The organism is Xanthomonas euroxanthea (genome assembly GCF_900476395.1).
Lineage (GTDB): Bacteria > Pseudomonadota > Gammaproteobacteria > Xanthomonadales > Xanthomonadaceae > Xanthomonas > Xanthomonas euroxanthea.
Window position 1 is genome coordinate 126,088 of record NZ_UIHB01000007.1, and the last position, 12,207, is coordinate 138,294.

Consider the following 12,207-nt stretch of genomic DNA (forward strand, 5'->3'; position numbering starts at 1 on the left):
ACCTCCGCCAGAGATCCAACGCGCTTGCGGCAGAAAACCGGCGGAGGCAGTGGCTGCACTTTTCGGAGGGTCGTGGAGGCAAATTGAGCAGGTCGGCGAGCCACTAGCTGATCCGGGAGCGACGATTCGCTGCGCTCGGTGCACCATGGCTGACCCCTCCGAACCTGGCGGGGGCGATGGTTGCCCCTCTCGGCAGGTGATGAAGGCAGATTGAGTAAGTCGAGGCGCGGCCAGCCGATCTCAGAGCGAGGATGCGGTGCGCTCGGTGCGCAACGGCTGACCCCCGAACCACGTCGGTGGTCATAGCCGAGCGGGCGTCGCCGGTACGCACCGGTAGTGTCAGCACGCGCGATGGAGTGCTGCAGCGAGGCCGTCGACGCTCCGTGTATCGAGGTGCAGGACTCAGGCGATACCGATCAGCGACTCATCCGACGGCCACCGGGACGGAGCTGCCGTTGCAACCACCGACAGCGCTTCGAAGACGGCCGAGCGCTAGGCGTGCAATCCGCTCGGCTGCGGCCTGCAGGCGACTGGCCTGTGCACCAGGTGCATTGCGGTACGGCACGCTGCAGCAAGCATCGCCGTTGGCTCACGCCGGCATCGGCCGCATGGCGCCTGTGCAGGCTTGCTGACGCCTGGCACCACGCACGCTTGGCATCACGCACGCCTGCCCGGCCACGCATGACAGGCGCGCTCAGCGCGCCGGGGACGTCGCAAACTCGCCGCGTTGCAGCTTGGTCACATCGTTGCCCTGCCCATCCTTGAGGCTGAGGTCCGCGCCCTTGGCGGCCAGGTCCTTGAGCACGTCGGTCCGCTGGAACAGCGCTGCGTACATCGCCGCGGTCTGCCCGGCATTGTTGCGCTGGTCGGGAGCACAGTCGGCCTGCATCAGGCGCTTGGCGATGCCCAGCTCGCCCTTGAAGATCGCCCCCATCAGCGCAGTGTTGCCGCGCTTGTCCTGCGCGCAGGGGTCGGCGCCGGCGCTGAGCAGCTGCTCCACTGCCGGGCGCTGGCCGTGATAGGCCGCCAGGATCAGGGCGGTGTAGCCCTTCTCGTCGCGGGTGTTGAGGTCGTAGTGCGAGCGAATGAACTCGGCCAGCATGTCCTGCCGCCCTTCGCGTGCGGCGTCGAAGAAGTACTCGCGCAGCTGCAGCTTGATCTGCGCCGGGTCGGCGGCGGCAGTCGTGGCGCTGGTGGAGGCAGCTGTGGGCGAGGCAGCGTTGGCAGCCGCAGACAGGGTGCCGAGCATCAGAAACAGCAGGGTGCGCATATGGCTCTCCCGATAGCGAAACGGCACCGCGGCACAGGCCGCGATGCCGTGGGTGGATCAGTCCTGCAGGCTGGAGGCCAGCTGCTTGACCCGGGCCAGGTCGCCCTTGGCGACACGGGTCACGCCGGTGCCGTACTCGGGGTCGGCCTTGTACAGGAACGACAGCAGGATGTGCTTGCTCTCGGTATCGGTGTTGGCCAGCGACTCGCCGAAACTCTGCACCAGATCGGCGCGATCCTTCTTGCTGTAGGACCGATACAACTCACCGGCCTGCTTGAAGTTCTGCTCGCGGGTGATCTTGGCCTGCTGGGTGGTACCCGACAGCGGCAGTTCGCTATAGCGCGCAGCAGTGTCCTGCGGACGCGGTTCCAGGCGGCTCGGCTCGTAGTTCACGCCACTGGTGGTGTGGCCGTGATTGGCCTCGCCATCCTGGTTGCCGTTGTTGACCGCCACACGCGGACGATTCACCGGCAGGCTCAAACCATTGGTGCCGACGCGATACAGCTGGGTATCGGCGTAGGAGAAGATACGGCCCTGCAGCAAACGATCTTCGGACGGCTCGATGCCCGGCACCAGGTTGGCCGGCGCCATCGCGACCTGCTCGGTTTCCTGGAAGAAGTTGTCGACGTTCTTGTTCAACACCATCTGGCCGACCTTCTGCTCCGGCACGTCCGGCCAGATCTTGGTGGCATCCAGCGGATCGAAATCGAACTTGGCCAGGTCTTCCGGCTTGAGCACCTGCACGTACAGGTCCCACTTCGGGTAGTCGCCCTTCTTGATCGCACCGACCAGGTCGTTGGTCAGGTGGCTGTAGTCCTTGGCCTGGACGGCGGCAACCTGCTTGGGATCGAGATTCTTGATGCCCTGCAGCGTCTTCCAGTGGAACTTGACGTAGTGCACTTCACCCTGGGCATTGACCAGCTTGTAGGCATGCACACCGTTGCCATCCATGAAGCGATAGCCAGCCGGGGTGCCTTCGTTGGAATACAGCAGCGTCAGCGTGCGGGTGCTTTCGGGCACGTGCGAGAAGAAATCGAAACGGCGCGAGTCGTCGTCCAGGTTGGTGCGCGGGTCCGGCTTGAAGGCGTGGACCATGTCGGGGAACTTGATCGCATCGCGGATGAAGAAGGTGGGGAAGTTGTTGCCGACCAGATCCCAGTTGCCTTCGCTGGTGTAGAACTTGGTGGCGAAGCCGTGCGGGTCGCGCAAGGTCTCCGGCGAGTGATTGCCGTGCACCACCGAGGAGAAGCGCACGAACACCGGGGTCTTTTCGCCGGCACTGAATACCTTGGCCTTGGTCAGGCTGGACAGATCGGCGGTAGCGGTGAACTCGCCTTTGACGCCGGTGCCGCGTGCATGCACCACGCGCTCGGGGATGCGCTCGCGATCGAAGCGCTGCAGCTTCTGGATCAGCTGCACATCCTGCAGCAGGGTCGGGCCATTGGCGCCGGCGGTCTGCGAGTTCTGGTTGTCACCGACCTTGGCGCCATTGTCGCGGGTCAGAACGGATTGGGCGAAGACCGGCGGGGCGATCAGCGTGGGGGCTAGCAGGGCTAGCACCATGAGGGATCCAGGGCGCATGGCGTCAGCTCGTTTGAGGGAGCTGAATCATGGCCAGCGGACCGAAGCGTGAGAAGTCGTTAGTTATGATCGCTGCGATAGGCGAACATGATGATGACTACAGAGCGTGATATGGATCGCGTTACAAGGCGGTAGCACGTTGAAGATCATGTCGCTTGCGCCTTGCATGCGGTGACCAGGCCTGATTTACAGCGACGCACGCTCTGCGTTGACGACTGCAAAATACTGCAGTGCACACGATTGGCAAACTTGCAAACGGCAATGGCAATGGCAATGGCATGCAGTGAAAGCACGCACAGGAAACCGGGTTCATCGCCCGGTGTAAGCAGGACACCAAGATCCCAGAACAGCTTGTTCGACCCACGCATGCACGCGCGACCCGTGCGTTGATCAGCAGCCATCGCATCGCACTTGGCGATCTCCGCAAGGTTCAAAGACCGCCAGAACCGCCCTGTTCGTCAGGCAAACCGACCTCTGCCCGTCTGCGTGCCAGCTGCGCCGGATCCTCCAGCTCGAACAGGCTGCCGTCCGCCTTGCGCTGGGTACCGTAGCGCTGCGGCTTGCCCGACATGATCAGATTACGATCCACGAACAATGCCATGTCCGCGGTGCTGTAAGACCCGCGCGCCACTGCAACCTCGATGCTCTTCAGGAAGCCATCGCGAAATGTGCGGTCAGTGGAGTGCTGCGCGACCAGGAAACCAGCATGCGCCCCGTCTTCGCCAACCGACGCGACATCGGGGAAGCCGAATTTCTCGATCAATGCAGACAGCGCAGCCTGGTTTTCCCGTTGCGACGCAACCAGACGCATTGCCATGTCTTTCGCTGCGCCTTGGTTGGCCTGTAGCTGTTGCGCCGTGAAAGCACCACGAATCTGCTCGCGGATCTTCTGATCTGCATCGGCCAGTGCCAGCAGCTGTTCGCGGTAAGAGGCGTTCATGCCTGGACCACCTTGCTGCAAATTGCGATCGACTCCGGCAATCGCCCATCCCGCAGTCGTCAGCTGCCATAGCAGTACACCGAGCATCACTGTCTTCATCCGCAATCCTCCCGGATCTGAAAAGGTCACGACATCGCGTCGATAAAGCACGGCAGGGAAAGATACCGCTGCCATCGACATGCCACGCGCATTGACGGGCACGGTCATGCACCGCAAACGCGTGACAGCGGCACTCTGCGAGACGGACGGTTCATCCTCCGTGCAGGACTGGCGCAGGCTTGGCGCCGCTAGCCGATCACCCGCTTGAACGGCGGCAGCGCGTCGATGATGCGTTTGCCGTAGCGGCGCGTCAGCAGGCGCGAGTCGAGGATGATCACGCGGCCGTGGTCGCTGGAGCTGCGGATCAAGCGGCCCGCGAACTGCGTGAGCGTGCGCAGCGCGTGCGGGATGGCGATCAGGTTGAAGGCATTGTGGCCGCGGCTTTCCAGCCATTCGCTCAAGGTCGAGGTCTGCGGGTCGGTCGGCACTGCGAACGGTACCTGGGTGATGACCACGGTGGTGCAGGCATCGCCGGGCAGGTCCAGGCCTTCGCCGAAGGAGTTCAGGCCAAACAGCACCGAGCCCTCGCCGGCGGCGATGCGGCGCAGGTGTTCGGTGATCAGTTGCGACTTGTTGCCCTCGCCCTGCACCAGTACGCGGTTGCGCTGCGCCAGCGGCATCAGGTCGGCGACCTTTTCCATCTTCCAGCGCGAGGTGAACAGCACGATGCTGCCCTTGGACGTCCAGTCGAGTTCGCGCACCAGGTAACGTGCGACTTCCTTCGGGTGGCCTTCGCGGTCGTCGGGGGTGACCGGGAAATTGGGCACGATCAACTCGGCCTGGTTGGGCAGGTCGAACGGTGAGGCCAACGAGGCCATCTCGGCGTGATCGGGCAGGCCGTTGTCGATGGCAAACGATTGGAAATCGCCGCCACCGGTCAAGGTGGCCGAGGTCATCACCACCGAATCCACTTCGTTCCAGATCATCGTGCGCAGCACCTGCGCGGCCGACACCGGCGAGCAATGGCAGATCAGATCGCCATCGCGCGACAGGGTGATCCAGCGGGCCATCGGCGGCTGGCCTTCCTTGTCCTCGCGCCGCCAGCCGCTCCACAGATTGTGTTGCTGCTCGGCCATCTCCAGGGCCAGGCCGAGGCTGCGCTGCAGGCGTTCGCGCGCCGCATCGTCCTGCTTGCCCTTGGCGATCGCACTGTGTGCGGCATGCACCCAGTTGAACAGCGCGCGGGTTTCTTCGCCGAGTTCTTCGATGGCCGGGCCCCACTGCGGCGGCAGCTTGCCATTGGCCGCACGCCACAGGGGATCGCGCTCGCCGGGCTCGGGCTTCCACACGCGTTCGACCTCGGCATGGAAGGCCTTGAGCAGCTTGGACACGCGCGCGGCCACCTCGATCGCCTCGTTGGGCAGCAGGTTGCCGAGCTTGTCCTTGTCCACGGCGCGGTAGGCGGCGGCGATGAGGATCTGCAACCGGCCGGTGCGCTTGGCCATCTCGTCCAATGGCAGGTTGGCCGCGCCCTGGTCGATCGCCACGCCAGCGATATGGTGGCCTTCGTCGAGCACCAGCAGCATGTCGGCGGGCGGGGCGATCAATGGCTGGCCATTCTCGGCATCGCCCAGCGACAGCGACGACAGCAGCAGTGCATGGTTTGTGACCACGATCTGCGCTTCGCGCACGTCGGTGCGCGCCTTCAGCACCGGGCATTGCGCGGCGTAGCTGCAGCGGCGGCCGGCACAGCCGGAGGCCGGCGTGGTGATGCGCAGCCGCAGCGGCACCGAGACCTGTTCGGGCGCATCGTCCAGATCGCCGTTCCAGCTGCGCTCGGCGTAGGCCTTGGCCAGGCGCTTGGCCAGATCCGCGTCGGCCGGGCTGAGCGGGCGGTCGTAGAGCACCTGCTCGTCGTCGAACATGCCTTCCTGGCTGGTTTCGCCCTGCAGCTCGGCGGCGTTGCGCGTGCACAGGTAGCGGGTGCGGCCCTTGGCCAGCGCAACCGTGGCTTCCAGGCCGGTGGCCTTGAGGAAGGCCGGGATGTCGCGCTCCACCAGCTGCGATTGCAGCGCCACGGTGCCGGTGCTGATGACCAGCTTTTTCTTGGTGGCCAGCGCGATCGGCACGCCGGCGGTGAGATAGCCCAGGCTCTTGCCGACGCCGGTAGGCGCCTCGGCAATGCCGATGCCACCGGAGGTGGCCAGCGCGCGCGAGACCAAGCCGATCATCTGGCTCTGCGCCCGCCGGGTGGCGAAGCCGGGCGTGTTGGCCTGCAGCTTGGCGTAAGCCTCGCGGATGCCGGCCTTGATCGGGTCGGTCAGAACACGCTGGGTGGGAACGGGCGCCGACGGCGCGGCCGGTGGGGCAACTTCATTCATCGGGCTATTTTCGCACGGACCGGCGCAGCGCCTGCGACCGGCACGGCGCTCGGCTGAACGTGTTTGCTGGCGCAGGGCGCCGCCGCCACCCTGTTCCCGGGTGCGCACGCTGCACGGCCACCGCATGCCTCGGATCCGATCAGCGCCGGCAGGCACTGGCCACAAGTCCTGACCCGAAGGGTCGCGCAATGGATGCCGACCGAACCACCCTGCGCCACCTGCAACGAGCAGGCAGCGTCGCTTCAGGTTGTCAGTGGCCTTGCGGCCGCCGCGGCCATGCATGGCGCGCCCAGACCAGTCCGATGACCACCATTGCGATGCCCATCAGCAACATGCCGGCGCCCACGCCAGTGGGCCCGAAGCGTTCGTACAGCAGACCGCCGCGATTGACCGCGGCCAGCGCCTGCGGATGCAGCAGCGTCCACCCGCCCTGCCCGGCGCTGACCAGCCCGACCACCACCAGCGCGATGGCTTTGAGCGGAATCATGGGCGCGGGCCGGTGGCGGGCGGCATCCGTTGCAGGCTGCCTGCCAGCGTCCACACCAGCACGCCGATGCCCACGCCTTGCACCGCCATCAGCACGAAGTGGGCGATGCTGACCACCGTGCTGATCTGACGCACATTGCCTTGCTGCAGCAGCAGCATCGGAATCGCCTGGAAGGCAACCTCGGCAAACAGGCAGCCCAGCAGTAGCCAGAGCGCGCCCAGCCCGGCACGCCGCAACGGGCTTTGCGAGGCACGCCACAGCAGAACCAGCCCGAGCAGCAGCGCGATCAGCATCGGCACGCGCGACAGCAGGCTGGTGACCAGGGTCAGCAGGATATCGGTGGCGGTGACGCTGCCCACCTCAGTCGGCACTGACCAGGAGGGCCTCGCGCGCGCGCAGCGCGGCGTACACCGGGTCGGTGTCCGGGCGCACGCCATGCCACAGCGCGAAACTCTCGGCGGCCTGCTCCACCAGCATGCCCAGGCCATCGACGGCGTAGCGGCATTGCGCTGCACGTGCCCAGGCCAGGAAGGCGATGGCGGTGGCGCCGTAGTTGAGATCGACCGCTGCGGTGAGGCTGTTGACCAGACCCAGCGGCATGGCGAACGCACCGGCGTCGCGATCACGCCCGGCTGCGGTGGCATTGACGATCAGTTCGAAGTCGCCCAGGTCGCGCAGGTCTTCGATATAGCGCGAGACCACCCGCCCCGGTTCGCCAAGCGCATCGCACAAGGCATCGGCGCGCTCGGGCGAGCGGTTCACCACCACCATTTCGGTGATGCCCGCTTCCAGCAGCGCCGGCGCCACGCCGCGCGCGGCACCGCCGGCGCCCAGCAGCAGCACACGGCGACCGCGCAGATCCAGCCCGTGGCGGTCGGTGAGATCGCGCACCAAGCCGGCGCCATCGGTGTTGTCGCCCTCCCAGCGGCCGTCGTTGCGCACCAGCGTATTGACCGCACCGGCCAGACGCGCACGCTCGCTCAGGCTGGCCGATAACGCACAGGCGGCCTCCTTCAGCGGCAGGGTCACGTTTGCACCCTTCCCGCCTTCGTCGGCGAAGCGCTCCAGCGCGGCAGCGAATGCTTCCGGCGCTGCGTCGATGGCGGTGTAGTCCAGCGCGATGCCGGTCTGCTTCCCGAAGTCGGCGTGGATGGCCGGCGACAGCGAATGGGCGACGGGGTGACCGAACACGGCATAACGGGATACGGGCATGAAACGCTCTCTGGTTGACTAGACTGTGCGCGACTTGAGACAGGAACACCGCATGCAACTTCGATGGACGCTGCTCGCGCTGGCGGCAAGTTTACTCTGCGTCCCGGCCGCTTCGGGGCTTGCCGAATTCGGCATCGAAGGCATGGGTGTGGTCTCCACGCCGGCCAACGAGGCGCGCGCCACGCTGAGTCCGGACGGGCAACGCATCGTCTGGGCCAGCGACCGCGCCGGCGGTACCGGCGGCTGGGATCTGTGGCAGGCCCGGTTGAGCGGCGGGCGTTGGCAGAACGCCGAAGTGCTGCCGATCAACACCGCGCAGGACGAGACCTCCCCGCTGTTCAGTGCCGATGGCCGCTGGCTGCTGTTTGCCTCCACCCGGCCCGGCGGTACCGGCGGCGCGGACCTGTATCGCGCGCCGGTGGATGCGCAGGGAAGGATCGGCGCGGTGCAATCGCTGGGCGCGCCGATCAACAGCCGCGGCAACGAGCGTTCCCCGACGCTGTCGCTGGACGCCACGCGTCTGGTGTTCGCCAGCGACGGCCACGGCGGCGCCGGCGGCATGGACCTGTTCGTGGCGCGCTGGGACGGGCAGGCCTTTGCGGCGCCGGTGCCGTTGAGCGACATCAACAGCGCTGCCGACGAGCTGGATGCGGCCTGGCTCGGCGATGGACGGGGGCTGGTATGGGCACGCGGCCAGCAGGATGGTCCCAGCCAGTTGGTGCTGGCGACCTGCAACAACGGCCATTACACCGTGGGCCATGCGCTGCCGCTGTCGTTCAACGGGCCGCAGGAACGCACCTTCGGTGCGGTGGTGGACACGGCCAAGCCGGGCGAGTTGCTGGTGACCGGCAGCGCGCGCGCACCGCGTGCGGGGCAGCTGGACATCTACCGGATGAAGGCACCGGCGGCGGAGGGAGATACGAGCTGCCGTTGAGGTGGCTGGATGTGCAGATTCAGGCAAGGAGCGGCCAGCCAGACTATGTCGCGTCGGTCTATGGCGAAGTGCTGATCCGGGCCCTTGGTGCAGGGCGGCTGATCAGCGATAGAACGTCTCGCCCGGTGCGTTTTCACTGCCCGCCTGTTGATCTGAGACCTGGCTGCAGGGCAGCTGAGCTGCTCGGCTGCTGAGCTGCGGCTTTGCCGAGGGGCCCTTGCCCGCCCACCATCGCGGGACACGCCGCGAGTACATCCCTGTAGGCTCTTACGCGGCATCCATGCCGCGTAAGGTCCCGCGACGGTGGGCGGGCAAGGACCAGTCGAGATGGCTGGTGTGCATGGTAAGAGCGGTGCTGGGTGCGCCTCGTTCGGTCATGAAGCATCGGCTCCATGTCTATGCACGCCGCACGACAGACAACCTTTGAGATGAGCGCCGACCAACTCGCTGGTGCGGTGTCCTCGCCGGTTCCGGACCGTGTGGCGGCGTGGATGCCGCCACCGAGACCCGAGGGACGGGTTTACGGCGTGTCCCGCAAGGGGTGAGGGCACCGCGCACTCGATTAGCCAGGCTTTTGACTGCATCCAACAGAAGCGGCCGATTAACTCTCCGGCTGCACTGCGATTCCTCCACGCCGTTCGCACCTGATTGACGCGCGCTCGCTATGGTTTGTCGGCACTCCAACGCCGCAATGCAGCGGTCATGACCTCGCTCAATAGACATCGCGCCGGTAACGCCCCGCCGCGGTCAGCGACTCCAGCCGCGTCTCGCCCAGCAGTTCGCGCAGCGCGGCATCGACCTCACGCGCCATGCTGTCCAGGCTGCCGCAGACATGGATCACCGCACCGCGGTCGATCCAGTGGCGCAAGGTGTCGCCGGCTTCGCGCAAGTGATGCTGCACGTAGCGCTTGTGCGCCTGGTCGCGCGAGAACACCTGATCGAGTTGCTGCAGGTGACCACGCGCCTGCCAGGCCTGCAGTTCGTCGGCGAACAGAGCATCGTGCGCGGCCTGCCGTTCGCCGAACAGCAGCCAGTGCCCGTGCACACCGGCCAGCTCGGCCTCGCGCAGCAGGGCGCGCAAGCCGGCGATACCGGTGCCGTTGCCGATCAACACCATCGGCGCCTGTTCGACGCGATGGAAACCGGGATTGGTGCGCAGCCGCGCGCGTATCTGCATCCCGATGGGTGCGTGGCAGATCAGCCAGCCCGAGCCCAGGCCGGGGCTGCCGTCGGCGGCTGTGGTCAGGCGCACCACCGCGCTCGCCACGCCGTCGGCCGGCACGCTGGCCAGCGAATAGTCGCGGGTCGGCAGCCAGGCGCAGGCATCCAGCCAGGTCTGTGGATCCGGATGCGGCGTTGGCGGGCGCGTGGGCGGCTCCGGCAGCACGCGCTCGGCGACGGCCTGCTGCAGCGGCAGCAGCTGCGCATCCACATGCACCAGCGCGTCGGGCGGCAGCCCCCAGGCGGCCAGGCACGCGCGGACGTGGGTGTAGGCATGCGCCGGCTGCACTTCGAGAATGTCGCCGGCCTGCCATTGCGTGCCGGATGGTGGCAGCAGATCGATCTGCCAGATCGGGGCGCCCTCGCTGCCCGGGTTCAGATGCGTGCGCGTCGACAACGTCCAGTGCAGCAGGGTCGGGCGCGCCAGCGGCACGGCCGCCACCGGCGCGCCGGCAATCTGCGCCAATTGCGCATGCCATTGCGCCAGGGCCTGCGGATCGGTGTTGTCCATCTCCACCGCCGGAAACAGCGGCTGCGCGCCCTGCGCCTGCAGCCACTGCTCGATGCGCCGCGAAAACCCGCAGAACTGCGCGTACTGGCGGTCGCCCAGGGCCAGCACGGCATAGGTCAGCTGCGACAGCGTCATGCGCTGGCGCAACAGCTCGCGCTCGAAGCTGCGCGCGGTATCGGGCGGCTCGCCATCGCCAAAGGTGCTGACCACGAACAAGGCATGCCGGGTGCCCTGCAGATGCTGCGCGCCGAGCTGCGCCAGCGAGCGCACCTGCACCGGCAGACCGGCGGCCTGCAGATGCCCGGCCGCCTGCCAGGCCAGCCGTTCGGCAAACCCGCTCTGGCTGGCGAACCCGATCAGCCAGGGCTCGGCTTGCGAGGCCGCCGGCGCACCGTGCAGGACCTCGCGGGCGGCACGCAGCGCGCGCTTCTTGCGGCGGCGATCCAGATACAGCATCCAGCCGGTCACGAAGAACACCGACATGCCGACACTGGCCAGCATCACCACGATGCGGCCCGGCAGCCCGAAGAAACTGCCCGAATGCAGCGGGAACATGCTGACCAGCAGCTGCTGGCCACGCGGCAGCAGCGCATAGTCCTGGCGACGCAGCAACGCACCGCTGCCCGGCTCGATTTCCAGATTGTCGTAGGCGCGGTCGTGGTCGGGATGGTCGGGCAGGAAGCGCACGCTCAGCGGTTGACCCGCACGCGGCGGGATGCGCAGGTCCAATGCCGTGCTGTGCGTGGCCGGGATGGCATCCAGGGTGCGCTGCACGGCCGCGAAATTCACCGTGGCCGGGCGATGATCGCGCCCGTCGCCGCGTATCGCCGGCTCGGTGCCGAGCAAGGCCACCATGCCGTCGCGGTACCACGGGTAGGACCAGGTCAGCCCGGTCAGCGCCACCAGCAGATACACCAGCAGGCACCAGGTGCCGAACACCGCGTGCAGGCTCCACAGAAAACTGCGCCCCTGTCGTCGCCATTCCACCGCCCACCAGGTGCGCAGGCTCCACCAGCGTCGCGGCCAACGCAGATACAGGCCGGAAGCGCAGAAGAACAACAGGATCAGGGTACTTGCACCGGTCACTGCCTGGCCGCGCTTGCCGGCGGCCAGGTGGCGATGCAGATCCTCGATGAAGGCAAACGCGCCGCTCAACCGCGGAGCGGCGACCTTGTCGCCGGTATATGGGTCGAAATACACCCGGCCGCCCCCCTTGCCGGCCAGGCGTGCGGTGGACGGACGTTTGCCGGTCGGATCGATCAGCATGCGCGTGACTGCCTGCCGTTGATCCAGGTCGAGCCGACGCAGCAGCGCATCCACCGGCAATGGCCGCTCGCCTGCCGCATGCCGCTGCGCCAGCTGTGCGATCGCCGGGTTGGCTAACCGCACGATCTCGTTCTCGAAGGACATCAACGCGCCGGTCAGCCCCATTACCGACAGCACCAGCCCGGCCGTGATGCCGAGCAGCCAGTGCAGTTGGAACAGGACGGTCTTGAGCACGCGCGAACAGCCTGAAACAGTGGGGTCCGCTATTGTAGATGAGAATCGTTATCGCAGTTTGGCTGCGGATTTTCGGGATTCACGCCACTGACGCAATGCGATGCGGCATGGGGATCACCCGATCATTGCCG

General features: G+C 66.8%; 9 protein-coding genes. 1 reads left to right on the forward strand and 8 read right to left on the reverse strand.

Features of this window, described 5'->3' with window-relative positions; all coding sequences use genetic code 11:
• Window positions 1-694: 694 nt before the first annotated feature.
• The 7 genes from CPBF1521_RS19810 to aroE all read right to left on the reverse strand — a co-directional run bounded on the left by CPBF1521_RS19810 (window position 695) and on the right by aroE (window position 7,910).
• On the reverse strand, window positions 695-1,270 hold the full coding sequence (locus CPBF1521_RS19810; protein ID WP_115678022.1) for an ankyrin repeat domain-containing protein: 576 nt from the start codon (window positions 1,268-1,270) through the stop codon (window positions 695-697).
• A gap of 57 nt (window positions 1,271-1,327) precedes the next feature.
• Window positions 1,328-2,833: a catalase KatB gene (gene katB, locus CPBF1521_RS19815; RefSeq protein ID WP_181142067.1), complete on the reverse strand. Its 1,506-nt coding sequence runs from the start codon at window positions 2,831-2,833 to the stop codon at window positions 1,328-1,330.
• A 448-nt stretch (window positions 2,834-3,281) separates the two neighbouring features.
• On the reverse strand, window positions 3,282-3,890 hold the full coding sequence (locus CPBF1521_RS19820; RefSeq protein ID WP_104649929.1) for a DUF6624 domain-containing protein: 609 nt from the start codon (window positions 3,888-3,890) through the stop codon (window positions 3,282-3,284).
• Window positions 3,891-4,078: 188 nt separating this feature from the next.
• Window positions 4,079-6,211, reverse strand: coding sequence for an ATP-dependent DNA helicase DinG (dinG, locus tag CPBF1521_RS19825; RefSeq protein WP_115678023.1), 2,133 nt, complete (start codon window positions 6,209-6,211; stop codon window positions 4,079-4,081).
• Window positions 6,212-6,461: 250 nt separating this feature from the next.
• Window positions 6,462-6,698: a hypothetical protein gene (locus CPBF1521_RS19830; protein WP_104584214.1), complete on the reverse strand. Its 237-nt coding sequence runs from the start codon at window positions 6,696-6,698 to the stop codon at window positions 6,462-6,464.
• Window positions 6,695-7,069, reverse strand: a complete 375-nt coding sequence (locus CPBF1521_RS19835; RefSeq protein ID WP_181142066.1) for a hypothetical protein — start codon at window positions 7,067-7,069, stop codon at window positions 6,695-6,697. Before CPBF1521_RS19835 ends, CPBF1521_RS19830 begins: the two co-directional genes overlap by 4 nt.
• Window positions 7,059-7,910, reverse strand: coding sequence for a shikimate dehydrogenase (gene aroE / locus CPBF1521_RS19840; protein WP_104584212.1), 852 nt, complete (start codon window positions 7,908-7,910; stop codon window positions 7,059-7,061). The genes CPBF1521_RS19835 and aroE overlap by 11 nt, the downstream gene beginning before the upstream one ends.
• Window positions 7,911-7,962: 52 nt before the next feature.
• Here aroE and CPBF1521_RS19845 point away from each other — a divergent pair, with 52 nt between their 5' ends.
• Entirely contained in the window at window positions 7,963-8,844 is an 882-nt protein-coding gene (locus tag CPBF1521_RS19845) for a TolB family protein (RefSeq protein WP_115678024.1), read from the forward strand.
• A 712-nt stretch (window positions 8,845-9,556) separates the two neighbouring features.
• Here the strand turns inward: CPBF1521_RS19845 and CPBF1521_RS19855 are convergent.
• Window positions 9,557-12,076 carry a PepSY domain-containing protein gene (locus tag CPBF1521_RS19855; RefSeq protein WP_115678025.1) on the reverse strand — a complete coding sequence of 840 codons (2,520 nt, stop codon included), beginning with the start codon at window positions 12,074-12,076 and terminating at the stop codon, window positions 9,557-9,559.
• Window positions 12,077-12,207: the final 131 nt, after the last annotated feature.